The 23,723-nt window shown below is 53.7% G+C and carries 21 protein-coding genes; 16 read left to right on the forward strand and 5 right to left on the reverse strand.

Going from position 1 to position 23,723, the window contains the following annotated elements:
- The first annotated feature begins 36 nt into the window (after window positions 1-36).
- From HVY19_RS05190 to adrA, 5 genes are all read left to right on the forward strand, one after another.
- On the forward strand, window positions 37-1,254 hold the full coding sequence (locus HVY19_RS05190) for a multidrug efflux MFS transporter (RefSeq protein WP_181683298.1): 1,218 nt from the start codon (window positions 37-39) through the stop codon (window positions 1,252-1,254).
- A gap of 238 nt (window positions 1,255-1,492) precedes the next feature.
- Window positions 1,493-1,753 (forward strand): anti-adapter protein IraP, encoded by a 261-nt coding sequence (gene iraP, locus HVY19_RS05195; protein ID WP_181683299.1) that lies wholly within the window; start codon window positions 1,493-1,495, stop codon window positions 1,751-1,753.
- A 97-nt stretch (window positions 1,754-1,850) separates the two neighbouring features.
- The gene (phoA, locus tag HVY19_RS05200; RefSeq protein WP_181683300.1) at window positions 1,851-3,266 is read left to right on the forward strand and encodes an alkaline phosphatase; all 1,416 of its coding nucleotides are present in this window, start codon (window positions 1,851-1,853) and stop codon (window positions 3,264-3,266) included.
- 168 nt (window positions 3,267-3,434) lie between these two features.
- A complete protein-coding gene (gene psiF / locus HVY19_RS05205; protein WP_181683301.1) occupies window positions 3,435-3,755 on the forward strand; it encodes a phosphate starvation-inducible protein PsiF in 321 nt (106 codons plus the stop codon).
- Between the two features lie 127 nt (window positions 3,756-3,882).
- On the forward strand, window positions 3,883-4,983 hold the full coding sequence (adrA, locus tag HVY19_RS05210; protein WP_181683302.1) for a diguanylate cyclase AdrA: 1,101 nt from the start codon (window positions 3,883-3,885) through the stop codon (window positions 4,981-4,983).
- A gap of 15 nt (window positions 4,984-4,998) precedes the next feature.
- Here adrA and proC read toward each other — a convergent pair whose 3' ends face one another.
- Complete coding sequence (gene proC / locus HVY19_RS05215; protein WP_181683303.1) at window positions 4,999-5,808, reverse strand: pyrroline-5-carboxylate reductase; 810 nt, start codon at window positions 5,806-5,808, stop codon at window positions 4,999-5,001.
- A gap of 148 nt (window positions 5,809-5,956) precedes the next feature.
- Between proC and HVY19_RS05220 the strand changes: the two genes are divergently transcribed.
- From HVY19_RS05220 to ppnP, 5 genes are all read left to right on the forward strand, one after another.
- Window positions 5,957-6,415 carry a YaiI/YqxD family protein gene (locus HVY19_RS05220; protein WP_181683304.1) on the forward strand — a complete coding sequence of 153 codons (459 nt, stop codon included), beginning with the start codon at window positions 5,957-5,959 and terminating at the stop codon, window positions 6,413-6,415.
- Window positions 6,416-6,594: 179 nt separating this feature from the next.
- Window positions 6,595-7,140, forward strand: coding sequence for a shikimate kinase AroL (gene aroL / locus HVY19_RS05225; RefSeq protein WP_181683305.1), 546 nt, complete (start codon window positions 6,595-6,597; stop codon window positions 7,138-7,140).
- Window positions 7,141-7,167: 27 nt separating this feature from the next.
- Window positions 7,168-7,359, forward strand: coding sequence for a protein YaiA (yaiA, locus tag HVY19_RS05230; protein WP_181683306.1), 192 nt, complete (start codon window positions 7,168-7,170; stop codon window positions 7,357-7,359).
- Between the two features lie 246 nt (window positions 7,360-7,605).
- Window positions 7,606-8,283, forward strand: coding sequence for an AroM family protein (locus tag HVY19_RS05235; protein WP_181683307.1), 678 nt, complete (start codon window positions 7,606-7,608; stop codon window positions 8,281-8,283).
- A 70-nt stretch (window positions 8,284-8,353) separates the two neighbouring features.
- A complete protein-coding gene (gene ppnP / locus HVY19_RS05240; protein ID WP_181684219.1) occupies window positions 8,354-8,638 on the forward strand; it encodes a pyrimidine/purine nucleoside phosphorylase in 285 nt (94 codons plus the stop codon).
- A gap of 48 nt (window positions 8,639-8,686) precedes the next feature.
- Here the strand turns inward: ppnP and rdgC are convergent, their stop codons facing one another.
- Window positions 8,687-9,598 (reverse strand): recombination-associated protein RdgC, encoded by a 912-nt coding sequence (rdgC, locus tag HVY19_RS05245; RefSeq protein WP_181683308.1) that lies wholly within the window; start codon window positions 9,596-9,598, stop codon window positions 8,687-8,689.
- Between the two features lie 91 nt (window positions 9,599-9,689).
- Here rdgC and mak point away from each other — a divergent pair, with 91 nt between their 5' ends.
- On the forward strand, window positions 9,690-10,598 hold the full coding sequence (gene mak / locus HVY19_RS05250) for a fructokinase (RefSeq protein ID WP_181683309.1): 909 nt from the start codon (window positions 9,690-9,692) through the stop codon (window positions 10,596-10,598).
- A gap of 21 nt (window positions 10,599-10,619) precedes the next feature.
- Here mak and araJ read toward each other — a convergent pair whose 3' ends face one another.
- The 3 genes from araJ to sbcD form a co-directional block, all read right to left on the reverse strand.
- Window positions 10,620-11,798 carry an MFS transporter AraJ gene (gene araJ / locus HVY19_RS05255; protein ID WP_181683310.1) on the reverse strand — a complete coding sequence of 393 codons (1,179 nt, stop codon included), beginning with the start codon at window positions 11,796-11,798 and terminating at the stop codon, window positions 10,620-10,622.
- A gap of 84 nt (window positions 11,799-11,882) precedes the next feature.
- A complete protein-coding gene (gene sbcC, locus HVY19_RS05260) occupies window positions 11,883-15,014 on the reverse strand; it encodes an exonuclease subunit SbcC (protein WP_181683311.1) in 3,132 nt (1,043 codons plus the stop codon).
- Window positions 15,011-16,216, reverse strand: coding sequence for an exonuclease subunit SbcD (gene sbcD, locus HVY19_RS05265; RefSeq protein WP_181683312.1), 1,206 nt, complete (start codon window positions 16,214-16,216; stop codon window positions 15,011-15,013). The genes sbcC and sbcD overlap by 4 nt, the downstream gene beginning before the upstream one ends.
- 191 nt (window positions 16,217-16,407) lie before the next feature.
- Between sbcD and phoB the strand changes: the two genes are divergently transcribed.
- The 5 genes from phoB (at window position 16,408) to malZ (ending at window position 23,615) form a co-directional block, all read left to right on the forward strand.
- Window positions 16,408-17,097 carry a phosphate response regulator transcription factor PhoB gene (gene phoB, locus HVY19_RS05270; protein ID WP_181683313.1) on the forward strand — a complete coding sequence of 230 codons (690 nt, stop codon included), beginning with the start codon at window positions 16,408-16,410 and terminating at the stop codon, window positions 17,095-17,097.
- A 59-nt stretch (window positions 17,098-17,156) separates the two neighbouring features.
- Window positions 17,157-18,452, forward strand: coding sequence for a phosphate regulon sensor histidine kinase PhoR (gene phoR, locus HVY19_RS05275; protein ID WP_181683314.1), 1,296 nt, complete (start codon window positions 17,157-17,159; stop codon window positions 18,450-18,452).
- A gap of 406 nt (window positions 18,453-18,858) precedes the next feature.
- A complete protein-coding gene (brnQ, locus tag HVY19_RS05280) occupies window positions 18,859-20,178 on the forward strand; it encodes a branched-chain amino acid transporter carrier protein BrnQ (protein ID WP_181683315.1) in 1,320 nt (439 codons plus the stop codon).
- Window positions 20,179-20,259: 81 nt separating this feature from the next.
- Complete coding sequence (proY, locus tag HVY19_RS05285) at window positions 20,260-21,633, forward strand: proline-specific permease ProY (RefSeq protein ID WP_181683316.1); 1,374 nt, start codon at window positions 20,260-20,262, stop codon at window positions 21,631-21,633.
- Between the two features lie 164 nt (window positions 21,634-21,797).
- On the forward strand, window positions 21,798-23,615 hold the full coding sequence (gene malZ / locus HVY19_RS05290) for a maltodextrin glucosidase (RefSeq protein ID WP_181683317.1): 1,818 nt from the start codon (window positions 21,798-21,800) through the stop codon (window positions 23,613-23,615).
- The last annotated feature ends 108 nt before the right edge of the window (window positions 23,616-23,723 follow it).

Below are 23,723 nucleotides of genomic sequence, written 5' to 3' on the forward strand. Positions count from 1 at the left end.
ATTAGTGTTTTCAACTACTTGTCACATTGAGCGTTTATGGAATCCTGGAAGGTTAACTTAATCTCCGTCTGGTTCGGCTGCTTTTTTACCGGTCTGGCAATCAGTCAAATCCTGCCATTCTTGCCGCTGTACATTTCGCAGTTGGGCGTCTCCTCCCACGAAGCGCTTTCCATGTGGTCTGGCCTGACCTTCAGCGTGACATTTTTAATCTCCGCAATTGTGTCTCCCCTTTGGGGCAGTCTGGCCGATCGTAAAGGCCGCAAGCTGATGTTATTGCGCGCTTCACTCGGTATGGCGATAGCGATACTGCTTCAGGCTTTTGCCACCAACGTCTGGCAGCTTTTCCTGCTGCGCGGCATTATGGGGCTGACATCAGGATATATTCCCAATGCGATGGCGCTGGTCGCTTCTCAGGTTCCGCGGGAGCGCAGCGGTTGGGCGCTGAGTACGCTCGCCACTGCACAGATCAGCGGCGTTATTGGCGGCCCGCTGATGGGCGGATTTATCGCCGATCACGTTGGCCTGCGTCCGGTCTTTTTTATTACCGCGATGCTGCTGGTCGTCAGTTTTCTGGTCACGCTGTTTTTGATCAAAGAAGGTGTGCGTCCCACGCTGAAAAAGAATGAACGTTTGAGTGGCAAGGCGGTGTTTGCCTCGCTACCCTATCCGGCGCTGATGATAAGTCTGTTTTTTACGACGTTAGTCATTCAACTTTGCAATGGCTCAATCAGTCCGATTCTGGCGCTATTTATTAAGTCGATGACGCCCGACAGCAGTAATATTGCCTTCCTGAGTGGCCTGATTGCTTCCGTCCCCGGTATTTCCGCGCTGATCTCCGCCCCCCGTTTAGGAAAATTGGGCGATCGTATCGGTACCGAACGGATCCTGATGGCGACTTTACTCTGCGCGGTCGTTTTGTTCTTTGCCATGTCCTGGGTGACCACGCCGTTCCAGTTAGGGGTACTGCGCTTTCTGCTTGGGTTTGCTGATGGTGCCATGCTTCCTGCGGTCCAGACGCTGTTGGTAAAATATTCCAGCGATCAAGTGACAGGTCGTATTTTTGGCTATAACCAGTCTTTTATTTATCTCGGTAACGTGGCGGGTCCGTTAATGGGCGCAACGGTTTCGGCAATGGCCGGATTTCGTTGGGTATTTATTGCAACGGCGATAATTGTGCTGATTAACAGTGCTCAATTAGCTCTGGTCTTGCGTCGACGCAATACGCATACAAAAAATAAGGCTTTAGGAATTTGATGGACTTAAATAAAATTGAGCGTGTTTGGTCATAACTATAAATTATGGCTAAGGGTGATTATTGTTATTGCCACATTAAATCAGCGAAGGTAAAGCGCGCGAGAAACGTTTCGCTCGTTTTATTTTGTGATTATTTGCGCAAAGTCTTTCCTTTCTTATAAAAATACTACTTTAAGCCTCTAGGCAGTTTGTGTTCATAGTGATACCGTCTCCCTTCTTTAGATAAGGAAATGCGGTTATGAAGAATCTCATTGCTGAGTTGTTGCTTAAGCTTGCCCAGAAAGAAGAGGAGTCGAAAGAACTGGTTGCTCAGGTAGAAGCGTTAGAGATTATCGTCACGGCGATGTTACGCAATATGGAGCAGAACCAGCAGCAAACACTTATTCATCAGGTCGAGGGCGCACTTCAGGGCGTAAAGCCGGATGCCAGCGTTCCCGATCGCGATACGGAATTGCTGCGCGAGTACGTACATAAATTGTTGAAACATCCTCGTTACTAATCGCCGTACGCGTACAAACTGTCATAAACTTGTCACGTCAGAGACTTATAGTCGCTTTGTTTTTATTTTGACTGTATTTTTACATGGAGAAAATAAAGTGAAACAAAGCGCTATTGCTCTTGCAGTGTTACCTCTGCTGTATATCCCTGTCACCCACGCTGAAACCACAACAATGTCCGTACTGGAAAACCGTGCTGCGCAGGGCGATATTACGACGCCTGGTGGCGCGCGCCGATTAACCGCCGATCAAACAGCCGCATTGCGCGATTCACTGAATGATAACCCTGCGAAAAATATTATTTTATTGATCGGCGATGGAATGGGTGATTCCGAAATTACCGCAGCACGAAATTATGCCGAAGGGGCTGGCGGCTTTTTTAAAGGCATCGATGCGTTGCCGCTGACCGGGCAATATACCCACTACGCGCTGAATAAAAAAACGGGTAAACCGGATTACGTGACTGATTCAGCGGCATCCGCAACCGCCTGGTCGACCGGCGTGAAAACTTATAATGGTGCGCTGGGTGTTGATATTCATGAAAAAGATCACACCACGCTGCTCGAAATGGCGAAGGCTGCTGGCCTGGCTACGGGTAATGTATCAACTGCTGAATTACAGGATGCAACACCTGCTGCCCTGGTTTCTCACGTCACATCACGCAAATGCTATGGTCCGAGTGTTACCACGGAGAAATGCCCGACAAATGCGCTGGAGAAAGGGGGCAAAGGTTCCATCACGGAACAACTGTTGAATGCGCGTGCTGATGTCACGTTGGGCGGTGGTGCAAAGACGTTTGCGGAGGTCGCGACGGCAGGCGAATGGCAGGGTAAAACGCTGCGTGAGCAGGCGCAGGCGCGTGGCTATCAGTTAGTTGGCGATGCGACCTCTTTAGCGGCGATAACCGAAGCAAACCAAAACAAACCACTGCTTGGGCTCTTCTCCGAAGGCAATATGCCGGTGCGCTGGGAAGGACCAAAGGCCTCATACCACGGGAATATCGATAAACCTGCCGTGACCTGTACGCCGAATCCTAAACGCGATGATAGCGTGCCTACGCTGGCGCAGATGACCGACAAGGCTATTGATCTACTCAGTAAAAATGAGAAAGGGTTCTTCTTGCAGGTTGAAGGTGCCTCTATCGATAAACAGGACCACGCCGCGAACCCGTGTGGACAAATTGGGGAAACGGTCGATCTTGATGAAGCCGTACAGCGCGCGCTGGACTTTGCGAAAAAAGACGGCAATACCCTGGTGATTGTGACGGCTGACCACGCTCACGCCAGCCAGATTGTCGCGCCGGATACGAAGGCGCCGGGGCTGACTCAGGCGCTGAACACTAAAGACGGTGCGGTGATGGTGATCAGCTACGGTAATTCTGAAGAGGAATCGCAGGAACATACCGGCAGCCAGCTGCGCATCGCCGCCTACGGACCGCACGCCGCGAACGTCGTAGGGCTGACCGATCAGACCGATCTGTTCTATACCATGAAAGCCGCGTTAGGCCTGAAATAATCAACGGTTTGGCACCACGGGTGGTTATTTTTGCGTAAGCAGCCAGACTTACACTATCAGAGCGATGGCGAGTCTTGAGGTTTACTTTGCCGGATAGCGTGACGTTTATCCGGCAAACGCATAGACAGCGAGCTTTCTGCCTGTGTTAACTCACAAAAGGATGGTGCTATGAAAATTACATTCCTGGTTACTTTATTATTCGGTTTACTCTTTTTAACGACCGTCAGTGCTGCCGAGAAAACGTTAACCCCGCAACAACAGCGCATGACTACCTGCAATCAGCAGGCAACGGCACAAGCCATTAAAGGAGATGCGCGTAAGGCCTATATGAGCGATTGCCTTAAAAACAGCAAATCTGAGCCCGGTGAAAAAAGTCTGACACCGCAGCAGCAGAGAATGCGCGAGTGCAATGTCAAGGCGACAGAGCAGTCATTGAAAGGCGACGATCGCAGTAAGTTTATGAGTGCCTGCCTTAAAAAAGCGGCATAAGAGTTAGCGAACCCGCATAGTCCTAATGGGTGAGCGGCGAAATTCGCTCACCCGAAATTTCATACTTTCCCCTACGTCCCCCTCTCTATAATTTGGGAAAATTGTTTCCGAATGTTCCCAAAATATAATGAATGATGAAAACTATTACAAAAAAGCAGTATCCCTGGATGAAGTTGATTATTCCGCACTGCTTAATGACAACCAACGTAGCGGACTGCGATTTGCCCGACGAATCCGCATGCCGCGCGCCATTGCGCTGGGAGGGATGTTTTTCCCCATCGCCGCGACGCTGGTTACGCATTCGGTTGCTGGCGGTTGGTGGTTGCTGCTGGTGGGATGGGCGTTCGTTTGGCCGCACCTGGCCTGGCAACTTTCAAGCAAAGCGACCGAACCGCTGATTCAGGAATTTCATAATCTGAAAGTGGATGCGATTCTTGCCGGAATGTGGATTGGATTGATGGGCGTAAATGCGTTGCCATCCACGGCCTTATTGATGATTCTTTGTCTGAACCTGATGGGAGCCGGAGGTGTTCGCCTTTTTGGCGCAGGCATCACGCTGATGATTGTCTCCTGCCTGGTCACCTTACAACTGACCGCACGTTCTCTGACGCTCAGCAGCGTGCCATTAGAGGGATGGTTAACGCTGCCGGTGATTGTTCTGTATCCGCTGCTTTTTGCCTGGGTGAGTTACCAGACGGCCACCAAACTGGCTGAACATAAACGCCGTTTGCAGGTAATGAGCACTCGCGATGGAATGACCGGGCTTTATAACCGACGGCATTGGGAGATATTACTGCGTAATGAATTCGACCTGTGCCGGCGGCAGCATAGGGACGTCACTCTGCTGCTGATCGATATTGATCATTTTAAAAGTATCAATGATAACTGGGGGCACGATATCGGCGATGAGGCCATTCTGGCGCTGACCCGACAGTTAAAATTGACGTTGCGTGGCAGCGATGTGATAGGGCGTTTTGGCGGCGATGAGTTTGCGGTCATCATGAGCGGAACCCCGTCCGAAAGCGCGATTGCTGCCATGTCGCGGGTTCATGAAGGGTTACGCAATTTGCGCCTTTCATGTGCGCCACAGGTTCAGTTGCATATTAGCGTTGGCGTTGCGCCATTAGCTCCCCATTTTAGCCACTACCGCGAGTGGTTAAAGTCTGCGGACATGGCGCTTTACAAAGCCAAGAATGCCGGACGAAACCGCACTGAAGTGGCGGCATGACGTCCGGAATAGTCCTCAAGACTTACTGAGTTTCTCTGACTTCTCCATACATTTGGTCATTGCTTCGATGACTGCCGCCCGAAATCCCCGCTCTTCCAGTACGCGTACCGCTTCAATCGTTGTCCCGCCCGGTGAACAGACCATATCTTTCAGCACACCTGGATGTTCGCCCGTTTCGAGAACCATTTTTGCCGATCCCATGACCGCCTGAGCGGCAAACTTATACGCCTGAGCTCGTGGCATTCCACCCAGCACCGCAGCGTCTGCCATTGCTTCAATAAACATGAACACATAGGCAGGCGAAGAGCCGCTGACGCCAACGACCGGGTGGATCATGGGCTCCGCAATCAGCTCCGCTTCGCCAAAGCAGCGGAATATATTCAGGACGTCGGCGGTATCTTCCGGTGTAACCAGCGCGTTAGGCGTTACAGAGGTCATCCCGGCATTCACCAGGGATGGGGTATTCGGCATGGCACGTACAATTTTACGGTCATGCCCAAGCGCGCGGGCGAGCTGATCGAGAGTAATACCGGCGGCAATGGACACCACCAGCGAGTCTTTATTCAGACTTGATGTAATCTCGCTCAGGACTTTGATCATCATGCCCGGCTTGACTGCACCGAAGACGATGTCGGCAACCTGTGCCACTTCCTGCGCTGATTGTGCTGCATTAATGCCGTATTTGTCGTGCAGAGCGGCGACTTTATCGGGGGAAGGGGTATACACCCAGATTTGACCGGGAAGCACCTGACCGCTGGCGATCAGGCCGCCGAGAATTGCTTTACCCATGTTGCCGCAACCGATAAAACCGATTTTCTTCTCCATCTCGTCACTCCCTATGCGTGATTTTGTTGTTTTGATTGATAAAGCGTAGCTTAACGCGTATTGAAAGAGGCATGAAGAATAAACAGCACTTTGCCGGAAGGGGAAAGCACGAGACAATACGTATTATGCAGAATAAAGGGGAGAAGATATGACGATATGGGTGGACGCGGATGCGTGTCCAAATGTGATTAAAGAGATCCTGTACCGTGCTGCCGGACGGATGCAAATGCCGCTGGTGCTGGTCGCTAACCAAAACCTGCGCGTTCCTCCCTCGCCGTATATCCGCACTCTGCGGGTCCCTGCTGGGTTTGACGTCGCGGACAATGAAATTGTTCGTCAGTGTGCCCCTGGCGATTTGGTCATTACCGCAGATATTCCGCTGGCTTCTGAAGTACTGGAAAAAGGCGCAGCGGCGCTGAATCCACGCGGTGAGCGCTACAGCGAAGCGACGATCCGTGAGCGTCTGACGATGCGCGATTTTATGGATACTCTGCGCGCCAGCGGGATCCAGACGGGCGGACCGGACAGTCTTTCCGCGCGCGACCGTCAACATTTTGCGGCGGAACTGGAAAAATGGTGGCTGGACGTTCAGCGTAACAAGGCATGATGTAATAAATATTTTACACTTTCCTCAGTTCTATTTCTTGCTATAGTAGGTGGCAATTGCTTCTCCTCTTTTATTGTAAGGATAAGTTTACAATTAATGCCGTACTCTTATGATGGTATGATTATCTTTTTAACGACATTTGATTCCGCAGCACTGCGGCTTTCTGGGGAATGCCCTTTATGACGCAACCGCTTTATCTTGTTGGCCCACGGGGCTGTGGTAAGACAACGGTTGGCATGACGCTGGCGACAGCGATGGACTGTCAATTTGTCGATACCGATCAATGGCTGCAATCAGAGGCAAATATGACAGTGGCGGAAATCGTCGAGCGGGAAGGGTGGTCAGGCTTTCGGGCCAGAGAAACCGCTGCGCTGGAGGCTGTTACTGCGCCATCGACGGTTGTCGCGACAGGTGGCGGTATTATCCTCACCGACATTAACCGCCAGTATATGCGCGATAACGGCACCGTGATTTATTTGTGCGCGCCCGTGTCGACGCTGGTCAGCAGACTTGAAGCTTCGCCAGAAGAAGAACTGCGTCCGGCGCTGACCGCAAAGCCGCTGGTTGAAGAGGTTCAGGAAGTCCTTGCGCAGCGTGATCTTCTGTACCGCGAAGCGGCTCATTTTATTATCGATGCGACCCATTCTCCTGACCAGGTGATATCTGAAATTCGTCACGCGCTGGCGCAGACCGCGCTGCGTAAACCAGGCGGCGTCTATACTTAAGGTTCATTCAGATGAAAAGGAAGAACTATGCCAACCAGACCGCCATATCCACGGGAAGCCCGGATCGTCACCATTGAAAAAGGAACGCCAGGTCAGACCGTGACCTGGTATCAACTTCGGGCCGACCACCCGGAACCTGATTCCTTAATCAGCGAGCATCCCAGCGAGCAAGAGGCCCTGGATGCGAAGAAGCGTTACGAAGATCCCGATAAGACCTGATTCTCGAAAATCGCTCAGAAAGGAATCTGAGCCTGACCGTACCTACATCACATTTTCACGTATTAATTTTTATCTTAAAAACCAAATTAGAAACGATTACAACAAGCTATTGGAACGATTTGGAATCTTTACACTGTAATTTACCGATCTCCTGCTACGCTTTGGTGCATTTAAAGCAAAGCAAGTGCCGCAGTGGTGTAAAGCATTTGCCCGGGAATGTATGACGAAGTAAAAAGAAGGTGAAAAATGAGTGCGTCGTTGGCAATCCTTACAATCGGCGTTGTACCTATGAGCGAGGTGCTACCGCTCTTAACCGAATACATTGACGAACAGCATATTTCCCATCACAGCCTGCTGGGGAAAATGAGCCGTGAAGATGTAATGCAGGACTATGCGGTCGAATCGGGAGAAGAACCGCTCTTAACTCTCCTCAATGACAACGGACTGGCCCACGTCTCGCGTCAAAAAGTGGAACGCGATCTGCAGGCGGTCATCGAAATCCTCGATAATCAGGGCTACGACGTCATTATGCTCATGAATACGGCCAGTATTAGTAACATGAGCGCCCGTAACAGCATTCTCCTTGAGCCGCTGCGTATTATTCCACCTCTTGTCGCCTCGATCGTCGATGGGCATCAGGTTGGGGTTATCGTTCCGGTTGAGGAATTACTGGCCGCGCAGGCCGAGAAATGGCAGGTGTTACAATTGCCGCCTTTCTATTCCGTGGCGAATCCCTTGCATGGCAGCACGCAGCAGTTAATTGATGCCGGGAAGGATCTCCTGGAACAAGGGGCGGATGTCATCATGCTCGATAACCTGGGCTTTAACCAGCGTCACCGCGATCTGCTGCAAAAGTCGCTGGATGTTCCGGTTCTGCTCTCTAATGTATTGATTGCACGGCTGGCTTCGGAACTGCTGGTTTAATTTTGCGTGACAGTGTGAACGCGGTGCTCCTATAGTGGAGATCCACGTAATGACCAAACAGGGCCATTTTATGCTTCAAAGCAACGAATACTTTTCCGGTAAAGTGAAATCGATCGGTTTTACCAGTAGCAGTACTGGCCGCGCCAGTGTTGGAGTGATGCTGGAAGGTGAATATACCTTTGGCACCGCAGAGCCTGAGGAAATGACGGTTGTAAGCGGTGCGCTGCATGTTTTACTGCCGGGGGCGACCGAGTGGAAAACCTATTCCGAAGGAGAGGTATTTAACGTCCCGGGTCATAGCGAGTTTCATTTGCAGGTCGCAGAGCCTACATCTTATCTTTGTCGCTATCTGTAAGGGTAAAATGCCGGATGGCGCTGCGCTTATCCGGCAATCCTGATTGACTCAGCGCTGGGCTTCGCCACCCAGACCTTCGACCAGATTCTGAATTAACGCCGCCAGTTCACCCGTCATCAGGATAAAGTCTGCGTCAAAACGCTGAGCGAAATCTTCCCGGTCGATATCTTCGTTTTGATCGCGCAGTTCGTCGCTGAATTTCAGGCGCTTGATCGAAGCGTCTTCGCACATCATGAACTGGATCCGCTGCTGCCAGTCGAGCGCCAGTTTGGTCACCACTTTACCGGCTTCAATATGAACGGCGATCTCATCGCTCACCAGATCCTGTTTTTTCGCGCGGATCACGCCGCCGTCTTCCAGCATCGCTTTCAGTTCGGCTTCGTCCAGTAACTGGAATCCCTGTGCGACAGTACCGGAACGCACCCATTCGGTGAGCGTCAGCTCGATAGGATTTTCCAGCGCCAGCGGCACGACCGGCAGTGAGCCGAGGCTTTTGCGCAGCAGCGCCAGGGTATCTTCGGCTTTCTTCGCGCTCGCGCAGTCGACCATGATCAGCCCGTTAACCGTATCGATCCACATCATCGTCTGGCTGAAGCGGCTGAAGGCGCGCGGCAGCAGCGAATGCAGAACTTCATCTTTCAGCGAATCTTTTTCGGTTTTCTTCAGTTTGCGCGCCTGCTCCGCTTCAAGTTTGGCGATCTTCGCTTCCAGCGCCTGTTTGATCACCGGTGAAGGCAGGATCTTCTCTTCTTTGCGCGCGCAAATCAGGATCTGGCCGTTGTGGGTATGGGTTAATGCATCGCTGTGCGATCCCATCGGCGGTACCCAGCCCATTTTTGCCATATCCTGGCTACCGCAAGGGGTAAACGTCATTGAGGCTAGCTGTTTTTCCATCTCCTCGGCACGCAATGAAATTTCGCGGCTAAGACGGTAAACCATTAAATTTTTGAACCACAGCATGATAATTTCCACGGCCTTGTCGTTAAATCCAGCGGGCATGATAGCGAATTGTCGCTATGCTTGCATTGTTAATCGGGAAGAGGAGCAGACAGTGCGTATAGGTATTGATTTAGGCGGCACAAAAACGGAAGTCATTGCGCTCAGCGAGGCGGGTGAGCAACTGTTTCGCCATCGTCTGCCGACGCCGCGAAACGACTATCAGCAAACGATTGAAACCATCGCGACGCTGGTGGAGATGGCGGAAAAGTCCACAGGACAAACCGGAACGGTGGGGTTAGGCATTCCCGGCTCGATCTCACCCTATACGGGGGTTGTGAAAAATGCCAATTCAACCTGGCTGAACGGACAGCCGTTCGATAAAGATCTGAGCGTGCGCCTGAAGCGGGAAGTGCGTCTGGCTAACGACGCGAACTGTCTGGCGGTATCGGAAGCGGTAGATGGCGCGGCTGCCGGCGCGCAGACCGTTTTTGCCGTGATTATTGGCACCGGCTGTGGCGCAGGCGTAGCGCTGAATGGCCGGGCGCATATTGGCGGCAACGGCACCGCAGGCGAGTGGGGACATAACCCGCTGCCGTGGATGGATGACGACGAGCTTCGCTATCGCGCTGAAGTCCCGTGTTACTGCGGTAAACAAGGGTGTATAGAAACGTTTATCTCCGGCACTGGATTTGCTACTGACTATCAGCGACTCAGCGGTTACGCGCTGAAAGGTAATGAGATCATCCGTCTGGTTGAAGAGAAAAACCCGCTGGCGGAACAGGCGCTAAGCCGTTACGAACTGCGGCTGGCAAAATCGCTGGCGCATGTGGTGAACATTCTCGATCCGGATGTTATCGTGCTGGGCGGCGGGATGAGCAATATCGACCGTTTGTATGCCACGGTACCGCCGCTGATTAAACAGTTTGTCTTTGGCGGTGAATGTGAAACGCCGGTACGTAAAGCACTGCACGGTGACTCCAGCGGCGTGCGCGGCGCCGCATGGCTTTGGCCGCAGCACTGACATGCGTTTTGCCGGATGGCGCTAATCGCAGGCCGGAGAAGACACTCTGGCGTCGCCATTCGGCAAAATACGGCCATACAGCAGCAGCGACGCCATGGCGGAAAAGGACAGTAAGGCCGCAGGAAGCGCAACGTAATTATAGGCAAAGCCCAGCGTTAGCATCATGCCACCGCAGTATGCGCCAACGGCACTGCCCAAATTAAAGGCAATTTGTCCGCCTGCGGCGCCCAGCATTTCCCCGCCTTTGGCATTTTGCAGCAGTAGGATTTGCAACGGTGCGGCGAGGGCAAACAACCCCGCGCAGCAGATAAACGCAAAGGTTAACGACGCCGCTTTGACGCTGCCAAAGCCAAAAAGCAGCAGCAGAGAAATCACTATTACCAGGTTGGTTGTCGCTGCAATACTGAGCGGTGTAAAGCGCCCTGACAGCCGACCGCTGAGAATATTACCCAGCACCATCCCTAGCCCAACCAGCATCATAATCAGCGTCATGAGGGTTTCGCTGAACCCGGAAATGTACATCATGTAGGGTTTGACGTAGCTGAACCAGGCAAAGACGCCCGCGTTGCCAAACATCGTGGCAGCAAAAATCAGCCACGGTGCGGGCTTTTTCAGAAAATGAAACTGCTCACGTAACCGCCCCTTCGCGGTATCACGAAGATTGGGTACCCAGAAGGCGATCGACAAAATGACGGCGACGTTGAACACAGCAATCAGCAAAAAGGTGTAGCGCCAACTAAATTCATGGCTCAGATACGTCCCCAGCGGGATCCCCAGCAGGTTCGCCACGGTCATTCCACTGACCATCCCGGCAACCGCCGCGGTCACTTTTCCCGGACGGGCAAGCTTCGACAGGATAATTGCCCCGACGCCAAAGAACGCGCCATGCGGAAAGCCAGAAACCAGCCTGCCGACCGCCAGCATCAGATAGGACGAGGAGAGGGTGAACATCGCATTGCCTATGACGCACAGCGTGACCAGAAACAATAAAAGGTGCTTCAGGGAATAGCGGTTGGCAATCATCGCGATGATCGGCGCACCCAGCACCACGCCAAAGGCGTAGTACGAGATCATATGTCCGGCGGCGGGAATCGAAATGCCGACGTCACGCGCTAGCTCGGTTAATACTCCCATGATGCCGAATTCGGCCATACCTAATCCGAACGTGCCCAGCGCCAGGGCAAAAATCACTTTTTTCATTGTGCCTGCGTTAATGCGTTTTACCGATCGTCCGGCGTGGTGTTTATGTGTAGACTGGATGAGGCGTACTCCGCCAGCCAGCCACTATTCTACAGCAAACTTCTGGTCGAGCTTGCTGTAACCCAGCCCGTTGATTTTTTTTACCTTGATTTGCACCGGGATCCTCTCTTTCATTGCTTCCACATGGCTTATGACGCCAATCGTTTTACCACTGGCATTCAGCGCGTCGAGCGCATCCAGCGCGGCATCCAGCGTTTCGCTGTCCAGCGTGCCGAAGCCTTCGTCGAGGAATAGCGAATCAATCCGCGTTTTATGGCTCACCAGGTCGGAAAGCGCCAGCGCCAGCGCAAGGCTAACGAGGAAGCTTTCGCCGCCGGAAAGGGTTCGGGTATCGCGCACCGCATCCGCCTGCCAGGTATCCACCACTTCAAGCTCCAGCGCGTCGCTCGCTTTACGCTGCAACAAGTAGCGACCGTGCAGGCGCGTCAACTGGTTGTTTGCCAACCAGACCAGATTGTCCAGCGTCAACCCCTGAGCGAACTTACGAAACTTATCGCCGGTGCTGGAGCCAATCAGTGCGTTCAGGTATCCCCAGTCTTCAGCCAGATGAGCCGCCTCTTCAATCTGCTGGAGTAAGTTCTGCTGAAGCTGGCGGTTGTCGCTGTCTTGCTTAAGCTGCTGGCGGATTTCGCCCTGGAGGGTGGTATTTTCGCGCAGCGTTTGCGCCAGTTGCAGCAAGTGCGCCTGCAACACTGGCGCATCGCTTTCCAGCCCTTCCGGACGCAATGCCAGATGAGCCTGAACCTGTTGTGTGGCTTGTTCGAGAAGCGCCGTGGTTTGTTGGATCTGGCTTTCCAGCGTCTGTTTTAACTGTGCAAGACGGTGGGTGGTGTCATCATCCAGCAGGGCAGCCAGAAACGCGTGCTGATCCGGGAAGACGCTCGCCGCCAGCGCGGTGCTGAAATGTGTCTGAGCCTGCTGTAGCCGCTGTTGTTCAAGGCCTTCCTGCTGTTGCAGCGTGGCAAGCTGGCTGTGCAGCGATACACATTCGTCATGGATCGCCCGCCAGTTGTCCGGAACCTCCGGTTCAGCTTCTGCGATATCGGTCTCGGGTAGCGTGTCGAGCAGTGGCGTCAGGGCGTTAATACGTTCCTGTATCGCGCCATGTTGAGCGTGCTTCTCCTGCCACTGTGCAGATTCCGTTTCACGCGTCGCCAGCCAGGTTGCTTCTGTTCCGGCCTCGGGAAGCGTCAGCGCCAGCGACTGTAAGGTCTGTTCCAGCGCCTGCCGGGTGGTGGCAATCTGCTGTAGATGTTGGCGCTCCTGCTCTTCCTGTTCGTTAATCTGGCTTTGCAGCGTCAGGCGCTGACTGAGCTGATAAAGCTGGCGTTCATACTGCTCCTGCGCGTTCATCCACGGCGAAATATCCTCCTGAATGTTCAGGTCAATATTCAGCGTAGCGCAGACATCCTGCCATTCTTTAGTGAGCGCTTGCTGTTCTTCGACGAGGGCCTGGGTTTCAGTGGTTTCGCGCTGGATCTGAGCGCTGAGAGCATTCACCTGCCCCAGCACAAGCAGGCCTTGCTCTTTCAGGTCGGCAACCTCTTTTTCCAAGGCGTCGCGGCGACGCTGGTTGTCGGTCAACTCAAGCGACTGATACTGCTTAACTGCGGGATGTTCGCTCGAACCGCAGAGCGGGCAGGGCTTCCCGGCTTCTAACTGTGCGCGGTAGTGCTCCAGTTTTTTAATGGTCGCTTCGCTTTCGCATAGCGCTTTCAGATCGATATAGTGCTGATTTTTCTCTTTATATTGCTGGCGGCGCTGTAGCAGCGTTTCGCTGAGCGCGGTCTGTTCCGCCTGGGCTTTCTGGATGCTTTCGCTATTCTGGCGCAGGCGTTTTTGCAGCGGCTGATAGCGGGCATGAAGCGCGGTCAGGCGCTGGCGTGATGTCCGCGTTTGCCCCTGCTGCTCTAACGCTGTCGCGACGTCCTCTGCGCTTAACGTGAGCGTGCTTTCCGGCAAGGCTGCCAGCTTCTGGCGTAATTCAGTAAGGCGGGCGGCAAGGGTTGTGAGCTGATTATTCTCACGACTGAGCTGTGAAAAAGAGGCTCGCCAGCCGGCGATTTCCTGACTCCACAGGCGAAAACGATCGTGTCCGGTTAGCCATTGCGTGAGCGCCGCGTGTTCGCTCTGCAACTGTTCACGGGACCGCAGCGCACTATTGCGGATACGCGAGCGCAGTTGGGTTTGCGCCTGTAAGCGAGTATTTACTTCCGTTATTCGCTGTTGGGTTTGCGCCAGACGCGCAGTCTGCTCCTGTTGGCTCTCCCAGAGAGGCCGTAACTGGGCGGCAGGTTGTGCCAACTGCAGTTTTGCCAGCTCGGATGCAGCGTCAACCAGTGCCTGTTGCGCCTGCTGCTGTGAGGTCGTTGCACGCTGCTGTTCGCGCTCAAGCTCGTCGTGACGCGTCAGCCATTGATACGCCTTCTGCTGCGTTTGCTGTTGCGCCAGCAGAGCTTTTTCTTCGTCAGTAAGCACCTGCAAACGTTGCTGGAGCTGTTGTTGCTGCTCTTCGCTCAGCAGCACGACCCCCGACGCCTGAGCTTCACTCATCTCAAGCGCGCTGCGGGCGGCTTTGTGCTTTTCAAACACCATGGCGGAGATCTGGCCATAGATTTCCGTACCGGTCAGTTCTTCCAGCAGTTCAGCGCGATCGCCGGGTTTCGCGTTGAGGAAGGCGGCAAACTGTCCCTGGGAAAGCAGCATGGAGCGGGTGAAGCGGTCATAGTCCAGCCCGGTGAGTGCGGCGGTGTGCTCCAGCTTGTCGGTGACTTTATCGGCAAGGATTTTACCGTCTTCGCAGCGTGCCAGTTCCACACGCGGGGCCTGGAGGTTGCCGTCCGGCTGGTTACGGGCGCGGTTCTGGCTCCAGAACGCGCGGTAGGCGATGCCTTTAACTTCAAATTCGACTTCTGCCAGACACTCTGCGGTATCGCGCGTCATTAAATCGTTTTGCGCCTGGGAGACTTTTTGCAGGCGAGGCGTTTCGTGGTAGAGCGCGAGACAGATGGCATCGAGCAGGGTGGTTTTGCCCGCCCCGGTTGGGCCCGTAATGGCAAACAGGCCGTTGCTGGCAAAGGGTTCAGCGGTAAAATCGATTTTCCACTCGCCCTTCAGTGAGTTGAGGTTTTTTAGACGCAGGCTCAAGATTTTCATGCGTGTTCATCCTCGTCATTGAGCGCGTGCAGCGTATGGGTAAACAGCTCGTTAAGTCTGGCGCGCTTTGTCTCATCCAACTCTTCCTGCGCGAGCCGTCGCTCAAACACCTCCTCAACCCGCAGTTCACTGAGCGTTTCGCGCTGCGCATTGCTTAAGATTTTATCCCGCTGTTCGCGACTGCGGCGAACCAGCAGCACCTCCACCGGTAAAGCTTCAGTTAGTGCTTGAATTTTGCGTTGGACATCATGCAGATAGCCGTCAGTGGTGATTTCGATATCCAACCAGACGGGCGGGTTCTGCTCGACCCCGCGCCACTGCTCAAGCTGGGCGGTAATGCTGGCCAGATCGCCTTTCAGTACGGCCAACGGTTGGGTGACCGGGACCTCAAGTGTTTCCACCGCGCTAAGTTTTCCTTCGGTAAAACTCACCAGATGGACACATTTGGCTTTGCCGGTTTCATCAAAGCTCAGTGAGATTGGCGAGCCGCAGTAACGGATGTGTTCCGTCCCGCCGATGGCCTGCGCGCGATGGATATGTCCCAGCGCGATATAGTCCGCCGGTGGGAAATTTTGCGCCGGAAAAGCATCAAGCGTGCCAATATAGATATCACGAACGGCGTCACTTTTGCTGGCACCTACGGTGGTCAGGTGACCTGTAGCTATAATTGGCAATGGCTGGTCGCCGCGCAGCGTACAGGCGGCCTCATGTTGCTGATGGTAATAGTCGGTGATGGCGCTCAGCAGGTGCTGCTGTTTTTCGTGACCACTCAGGCCGGCCTGGCTGGTGATAATGTCCCGCGGTCGTAAGAACGGGATCGGACAGAGCACCGCACCCGGCGTACCGTCGAGACGGGGCAGGATCCAGGGGGCGTGTCCAGCGCTGGCGACCACGGTCGTGTTGAGAAACGCCAAAATATCGCGAGATTCGTTTAGCATGGCGACGGAATCATGGTTTCCGGCCAGTACGACCAGATGACATCCGGTTTTCTTTAAATTGACGACAAAGCGGTTGTAGAGCTCACGGGCGTAGCTTGGCGGCGAGCCAGTATCGAAAATGTCACCCGCCACGATAATCGCATCCACCTGTCGAGTGACGGCGGTATCCAGCAACCAGTCAAGAAAGGCCTGGTGTTCTGCCGCGCGGCTTTTACTGTAAAAATTTTGACCCAGATGCCAGTCAGAGGTGTGTAGGATGCGCATAAGTTGTCCGTGGCGAATAACAGTGCGCAGATTATAACGTGTCGGGAGCGGTAATAAATTGTTTCTGAGATGTCATAAATCAACAACCTAACATTAACGTCGACTATCCTTTTCATAAAACTGTCATAAAACTGACGCATAATGACGGCCATTAAGACAGATGATACGCAACTTATCTAACAGGGCAAATCATGGCGAGACGTATTCTGGTCGTAGAAGATGAAGCTCCAATTCGCGAAATGGTCTGTTTCGTGCTTGAGCAAAACGGCTTTCAGTCAGTTGAAGCAGAAGATTATGACAGTGCGGTGAACCAGCTTAATGAACCCTGGCCGGATTTAATCCTTCTGGACTGGATGCTGCCCGGGGGATCCGGTCTACAGTTTATAAAACATCTTAAGCGTGAAGCGCTGACCCGTGATATTCCGGTGATGATGTTGACCGCCAGAGGGGAAGAGGAAGACCGTGTGCGCGGTCTGGAAACCGGTGCGGACGATTACATTACCAAGCCTTTTTCCCCAAAAGAGCTGGTGGCGCGCATTAAGGCAGTGATGCGCCGTATTTCGCCGATGGCGGTGGAAGAGGTGATTGAGATGCAGGGTCTGAGCCTGGATCCCACGTCCCATCGCGTAATGACGGGCGAAAACCCGTTAGACATGGGACCAACCGAATTCAAACTGCTGCATTTCTTTATGACCCACCCTGAACGTGTCTACAGCCGGGAGCAATTGCTGAACCACGTCTGGGGCACCAACGTGTATGTTGAAGATCGCACGGTTGACGTCCATATTCGCCGTCTGCGCAAGGCGCTGGAGGCCAGCGGGCATGACCGGATGGTCCAGACGGTGCGTGGGACAGGGTATCGTTTTTCGACCCGATTCTGACTGACAATTTAAAAATCAACGCCTTCTGGCGAAGGGGTTTGATGAATGGAGAGTGACGCGTGCTAGAACGGCTGTCATGGAAAAGACTGGTGCTGGAACTGATCCTCTGCTGTATTCCGGCCTTTATTCTGAGTGCGTTTTTTGGTTACCTGCCGTGGTTTTTATTGGCCTCGGTAACGGGACTGCTTATCTGGCATTTCTGGAATTTGTTACGCCTCTCCTGGTGGCTATGGGTCGACAGAAGCATGACGCCGCCGCCGGGAAGAGGAAGTTGGGAGCCTTTGCTGTATGGCCTGCACCAGATGCAGTTGCGTAATAAAAAGCGTCGTCGCGAACTGGGCAGTCTGATCAAACGCTTTCGTAGCGGTGCCGAGTCGCTGCCCGATGCGGTCGTGTTGACCACCGAAGAGGGAGGGATATTCTGGTGCAACGGTCTGGCACAACAGGTGCTGGGGTTACGCTGGCCGGACGATAACGGGCAGAATATCCTCAACCTGCTGCGTTATCCCGAATTCACGCAGTACCTGAAAACGCGGGATTTCAGCCGCCCGCTGAATCTGGTGCTTAATAACGGACGGCATCTGGAAATTCGCGTTATGCCGTATACCGATAAGCAACTGCTCATGGTGGCGCGCGATGTGACCCAGATGCACCAGCTTGAAGGGGCGAGACGCAACTTCTTTGCCAACGTCAGTCACGAACTGCGCACGCCGCTGACCGTGCTGCAGGGTTACCTTGAAATGATGCACGAGCAGCCGCTGGAAGGCGCGACGCGCGAAAAAGCGCTGCTGACGATGCGTGAACAGACGTCACGGATGGAAGGGCTGGTGAAACAGTTGCTCACGCTGTCGAGAATCGAAGCCGCACCTACGCTGTTGCTCAATGAACAGGTGGACGTGCCGACGATGCTGCGCATGGTTGAGCGCGAGGCGCAAACGCTCAGTCAGCACAAACATACCCTGACGTTTGATATCGATAACCATTTGAAAGTGCTCGGTAATGAAGAGCAACTGCGCAGCGCTATCTCAAACCTGGTCTACAACGCGGTAAACCATACGCCGGAAGGAACGCACATCACCGTGCGCTGGTCCTCGGTACCGCAAGGCGCGGAGTTTAGCGTCGAAGACAACGGTCCGGGGATTGCACCAGAACATATTCCGCGTCTGACCGAACGCTTCTACCGTGTGGATAAAGCGCGCTCCCGGCAAACGGGGGGGAGTGGGTTGGGGTTGGCAATTGTGAAACATGCACTGAATCATCATGATAGCCGTCTGAATATTGACAGCCGACTGGGGAAAGGCACTCGTTTTAGTTTCATTTTGCCGGAACGGTTAATCGCCAAAAAAAGTGCGTAATAGCCCCTCGTAAGAATAACTTTCCATAAGCCAGCATTAGCTGGCTTATTTTCTTTGCGGTTAAGATTCTTCTCGTGAATTTATCAACGTCTGGTCGATTTTTGTTCGCATTATAAGCCATGAGTTTTTCATAGTAATGGTGTTTTCTACCGGTCTGTAATCTTATCTCGCTATAATGTTTCAGTTTTTAGATCCCTTCTTGCTTTAAAACGTTATAAGCGTTTAAATTGCGTCCCAGATGCTGTTAAACCGACTGCATTTGAGCGGTAATTCGAAAAACTATTCTTCGCCATGTCAGCCCAGGAGCATATCCCGCTGGAATTGCTTAAAAAAGCCGCTATATCTTTCCTCAGGGAATAACAACTTTTTAATTTAATCAACACCACATCCACAGGCCGTAAGCTATATGACCCATCAGTTAAAATCGCGCGATATTATCGCTCTTGGCTTTATGACCTTTGCGCTGTTCGTCGGCGCAGGGAATATTATTTTTCCACCTATGGTGGGGTTGCAGGCAGGCGAACACGTCTGGACTGCGGCGTTTGGTTTTCTGATTACCGCCGTGGGTCTGCCGGTGCTGACCGTAGTCGCGCTGGCGAAGGTTGGCGGTGGTGTTGATAGCCTGAGCACGCCAATCGGCAAAGTGGCAGGGGTGCTGCTGGCGACGGTGTGCTACCTGGCCGTAGGACCGTTGTTCGCCACGCCGCGTACCGCGACTGTGTCCTTTGAAGTGGGCATCGCGCCACTGACCGGTGATTCAGCGATGCCGCTGTTCATCTACAGCGTGGTCTATTTTGCGATCGTCATTCTGGTATCGCTCTATCCGGGTAAGCTGCTGGATACCGTCGGTAACTTCCTGGCGCCGCTTAAAATTCTGGCGCTTATCGTACTCTCCGTTGCGGCGATTATCTGGCCTGCCGGTCCGATCAGCCATGCGATGGAAGCTTATCAAACTGCCGCATTCTCCAATGGTTTCGTCAACGGCTACCTGACGATGGATACGCTGGGGGCGATGGTCTTTGGTATTGTCATCGTGAACGCGGCGCGCTCTCGTGGCGTGACGGAAGCGCGACTGCTGACCCGTTACACCGTCTGGGCGGGACTGATGGCCGGTGTCGGCCTGACGCTGCTGTACCTCGCGCTGTTCCGTCTGGGTTCAGACAGCGCCGTGCTGGTCGAACAGTCGGCGAACGGTGCGGCTATCCTCCATGCCTATGTGCAACACACCTTTGGCGGAGCCGGTAGCCTGCTGTTAGCGGCACTGATCTTCATCGCGTGTCTGGTGACGGCAGTTGGCCTGACCTGCGCCTGTGCGGAGTTCTTTGCGCAATACCTGCCGCTGTCCTACCGCACGCTGGTGTTTATCCTCGGCGGCTTCTCCATGGTGGTTTCAAATCTGGGTCTGAGCCACCTGATTCAGATTTCAATTCCGGTGCTGACGGCGATCTATCCTCCGTGTATCGCACTGGTTGTATTAAGCTTTACCCGCTCATGGTGGCATAATTCGTCCCGCGTCATTGCACCAGCGATGTTTATCAGCCTTGTTTTTGGTATCCTTGATGGGATTAAAGCATCCGCAATTGGCGACATGTTACCGAGCTGGACGCAGCGTTTGCCGCTGGCGGAGCAAGGTCTGGCGTGGTTGATGCCAACAGTCGTGATGGTGGTTCTGGCAATTATCTGGGATCGCGCAGCGGGTCGAGAGGTGACCTCCAGCGCACACTAATATCACTGACAGTCTGTTTTGACCACGGGGCTATTTTCATTAGCCCCGTGGTTTTTTATTGAGTAAATGGGTCAGGAATTGATGGAAAGTAATAACAAGCTAAAGCGTGGGTTAAGTACCCGACACATCCGCTTTATGGCACTGGGTTCGGCAATCGGCACCGGTCTGTTTTACGGCTCGGCAGACGCCATAAAAATGGCGGGGCCAAGCGTACTGCTTGCCTACATTATTGGTGGGGTTGCGGCCTATATCATCATGCGTGCGCTGGGCGAAATGTCCGTTCACAATCCTTCCGCCAGCTCATTCTCGCGCTATGCGCAGGAAAACCTCGGCCCCCTCGCAGGCTACATCACCGGCTGGACCTACTGTTTTGAAATTCTGATTGTCGCCATTGCTGACGTTACGGCGTTTGGCATCTATATGGGCGTCTGGTTTCCGGCGGTGCCACACTGGATTTGGGTGCTCAGCGTGGTGCTGATCATCTGCGCTATCAACCTGATGAGCGTCAAGGTTTTCGGCGAGCTGGAGTTCTGGTTTTCCTTCTTTAAAGTCGCCACCATTATCATCATGATCGCCGCCGGTTTCGGCATCATCATATGGGGGATTGGCAACGGCGGTCAGCCTACAGGGATCCATAACCTGTGGAGTAACGGCGGTTTCTTCAGTAACGGCTGGCTTGGCATGGTGATGTCTTTACAGATGGTGATGTTCGCCTATGGCGGTATCGAAATCATTGGCATAACCGCCGGGGAAGCGAAAGAACCAGAGAAATCCATTCCGCGCGCTATTAACTCGGTACCAATGCGCATTCTGGTGTTCTATGTGGGTACGCTGTTCGTCATTATGTCGATCTATCCGTGGAACCAGGTGGGAACCAACGGCAGTCCGTTCGTGCTGACCTTCCAGCACCTCGGTATTGCCTTTGCGGCCAGCATTCTTAACTTTGTGGTGCTTACCGCTTCGCTGTCGGCCATTAACTCTGACGTGTTCGGCGTTGGGCGTATGCTGCACGGTATGGCGGAGCAGGGTAGCGCGCCTAAAGTCTTTGCGAAAACGTCGCGTCGCGGGATCCCATGGGTGACGGTCATGGTGATGACCCTTGCTCTGCTGTTTGCGGCTTATCTGAATTACATTATGCCGGAGAACGTCTTCCTGGTCATCGCATCCCTGGCGACCTTCGCAACGGTCTGGGTGTGGATTATGATCCTGCTGTCGCAGATTGCCTTCCGCCGCCGTTTGTCGCCGGAAGAGGTAAGCGCGCTGAAGTTCAAAGTGCCTGGTGGTGTTGCTACCACGGTGGTTGGCCTGATTTTCCTCGTCTTTATTATTGGTCTGATTGGCTATCATCCGGAAACCCGCATCTCGCTGTATGTCGGCTTTGCATGGATTGTCCTGCTGTTAGTGGGCTGGATGTTTAAGCGTCGCCACGACAGGCAGTTGTCGGAAGTTAACTGATTGTTCGTCATATCCGGCCTGGGCGCGACGTAGGCCGGATAAGCGTAACGCCACCCGGTAAAATATCCTCCCCCGTCCTCCTCCCCCAATAAAATGTCAGATGATGAGTTATCCTTGTTAACGCTATGGCAAGGTGGGCACATTTTCACTATAGGGGATACGTGATGTTGAATGTCTGGCACCTCCCGGTTGCCCCATTTGTTAAGCAAAACAATGATCAACTAACGATTACACTCTGGCTGTCAGGCGAGAATCCGCCCCAGCGCGTAACGCTACGTGCGGAAAATGACAACGAGGAAACGTCGCTGGTGATGCATAAATTGCGCACCCAGCCGCATCCGGGGGTTACCGCCTGGCGCGCCGCCATTGCGCTCAACAGCGGACAGCCCCGTCGTCGTTACAGTTTCAAACTGCTCTGGCACGATCGCCAGCAGTGGTTTTCCCCGCAAGGACTCAGCGCTTTCCCGCCTGCGCGGCTGGAACAATTTGCTGTGGATGCGCCCGATTCCGGCCCTCAATGGGTGGCCGATCAGGTTTTCTATCAAATCTTCCCCGACCGCTTTGCCCGCAGCCAGGCGCGCGAAGCGGAACAGGACAAGGTTTATTATCATCACGCTGCTGGACAAGACGTTGTTTTTCGCGACTGGGATGACCCGCTGACCGCCCACGGCGGCGGTTCGACCTTCTATGGTGGCGATCTGGACGGCATTAGCGAAAAATTGCCGTATCTGAAAAAGCTGGGCGTAACGGCACTGTATCTGAATCCCGTGTTTACCGCGCCAAGCGTACACAAATACGACACCGAAGATTACCGGCATGTTGACCCGCAGTTTGGCGGCGATAGGGCGCTGATGCGGTTACGTCATAACACGCAGAAGAAAGGGATGCGTCTGGTGCTGGACGGCGTCTTTAACCATAGCGGCGATACCCATGCCTGGTTTGACCGGCATCTTCGTGGTACCGGGGGCGCGTGTCATAACGCTGAATCGCCGTGGCGCGAGTGGTATAGCTTCAATCAGGATGGCACGGCGCTGGACTGGTTGGGTTATGCGAGTCTACCCAAACTGGATTATCAGTCAGAAAGCCTGGTCAACGAAATCTATCGCGGTGAAGACAGCATTGTCCGTCACTGGCTGAAAGCGCCGTGGAATATGGACGGCTGGCGTCTCGATGTGGTGCATATGCTGGGCGAGGGCGGTGGTGCCAGAAACAACCTCCAGCACGTTGCTGGCATTACTCAGGCGGCGAAGGAGACATCGCCTGAGGCCTATGTTTTGGGTGAGCACTTTGGTGACGCGCGCCAGTGGCTACAAGCCGATGCCGAAGATGCGTCGATGAACTATCGCGGTTTTACTTTTCCGCTGTGGGGTTTTCTCGCCAATACCGATATTTCCTACGATCCGCAGCATATTGATGCGCAGACGTGCATGCGCTGGATGGATAACTACCGCGCGGGGCTATCTCATCAGCAGCAGCTACGGATGTTTAACCAGCTCGACAGCCACGACACGGCGCGCTTTAAATCACTGCTGGGAAAAGATGTCGCCCGCCTGCCGCTGGCGGTGGTGTGGCTGTTTACCTGGCCAGGCGTCCCCTGTATCTATTATGGCGATGAGGTCGGTCTGGACGGCAATAACGATCCCTTCTGCCGTAAGACCTTTCCGTGGGATGAAGAGAAGCAGGATGCCGAGTTGCTGGCGCTTTACCAGCGTATGGCGACGCTAAGGCACCGCAGCCAGGCGCTGCGCTACGGCGGATGCCTGGTCGTTTACGCAGAAGACAATGTCGTGGTGTTTTTGCGCGTCTACAACCAACAGCGTGTGCTGGTGGCGATCAATCGTGGTGAGGCCTGTGAAGTGGTCCTTCCCGCCTCGCCGCTGCTGAGGGTTGCTGAGTGGCAGTGCATGGAAGGCAAAGGACAACTTGCTGATGACATACTGGCTCTGCCAGCGATTTCAGCCACGGTGTGGATGGGGCACTGATCCCGGCGAATGCAGACAGGGCGGGGCGAAAAAGGACATTTCACGCGTTTGAATTAACACAAATGGAACAATTTGTGTCAATCTTAGGCGATCCCGTACAGTGAAGGT

It is taken from the genome of Citrobacter sp. RHB25-C09, assembly GCF_013836145.1.
Classification (GTDB): Bacteria; Pseudomonadota; Gammaproteobacteria; order Enterobacterales; family Enterobacteriaceae; genus Citrobacter_A.

Excerpts from the sequence above, each read along its gene's own strand:
- HVY19_RS05190 (WP_181683298.1), top strand. The coding sequence starts at position 37 with ATGGAATCCTGGAAGGTTAACTTAATCTCCGTCTGGTTCGGCTGCTTT.
- iraP (WP_181683299.1), top strand. The coding sequence starts at position 1,493 with ATGAAGAATCTCATTGCTGAGTTGTTGCTTAAGCTTGCCCAGAAAGAA.
- psiF (WP_181683301.1), top strand. The coding sequence starts at position 3,435 with ATGAAAATTACATTCCTGGTTACTTTATTATTCGGTTTACTCTTTTTA.
- adrA (WP_181683302.1), top strand. The coding sequence starts at position 3,883 with ATGAATGATGAAAACTATTACAAAAAAGCAGTATCCCTGGATGAAGTT.
- proC (WP_181683303.1), bottom strand. The coding sequence starts at position 5,808 with ATGGAGAAGAAAATCGGTTTTATCGGTTGCGGCAACATGGGTAAAGCA.
- HVY19_RS05220 (WP_181683304.1), top strand. The coding sequence starts at position 5,957 with ATGACGATATGGGTGGACGCGGATGCGTGTCCAAATGTGATTAAAGAG.
- aroL (WP_181683305.1), top strand. The coding sequence starts at position 6,595 with ATGACGCAACCGCTTTATCTTGTTGGCCCACGGGGCTGTGGTAAGACA.
- yaiA (WP_181683306.1), top strand. The coding sequence starts at position 7,168 with ATGCCAACCAGACCGCCATATCCACGGGAAGCCCGGATCGTCACCATT.
- HVY19_RS05235 (WP_181683307.1), top strand. The coding sequence starts at position 7,606 with ATGAGTGCGTCGTTGGCAATCCTTACAATCGGCGTTGTACCTATGAGC.
- ppnP (WP_181684219.1), top strand. The coding sequence starts at position 8,354 with ATGCTTCAAAGCAACGAATACTTTTCCGGTAAAGTGAAATCGATCGGT.
- rdgC (WP_181683308.1), bottom strand. The coding sequence starts at position 9,598 with ATGCTGTGGTTCAAAAATTTAATGGTTTACCGTCTTAGCCGCGAAATT.
- araJ (WP_181683310.1), bottom strand. The coding sequence starts at position 11,798 with ATGAAAAAAGTGATTTTTGCCCTGGCGCTGGGCACGTTCGGATTAGGT.
- sbcC (WP_181683311.1), bottom strand. The coding sequence starts at position 15,014 with ATGAAAATCTTGAGCCTGCGTCTAAAAAACCTCAACTCACTGAAGGGC.
- sbcD (WP_181683312.1), bottom strand. The coding sequence starts at position 16,216 with ATGCGCATCCTACACACCTCTGACTGGCATCTGGGTCAAAATTTTTAC.
- phoB (WP_181683313.1), top strand. The coding sequence starts at position 16,408 with ATGGCGAGACGTATTCTGGTCGTAGAAGATGAAGCTCCAATTCGCGAA.
- brnQ (WP_181683315.1), top strand. The coding sequence starts at position 18,859 with ATGACCCATCAGTTAAAATCGCGCGATATTATCGCTCTTGGCTTTATG.
- proY (WP_181683316.1), top strand. The coding sequence starts at position 20,260 with ATGGAAAGTAATAACAAGCTAAAGCGTGGGTTAAGTACCCGACACATC.
- malZ (WP_181683317.1), top strand. The coding sequence starts at position 21,798 with ATGTTGAATGTCTGGCACCTCCCGGTTGCCCCATTTGTTAAGCAAAAC.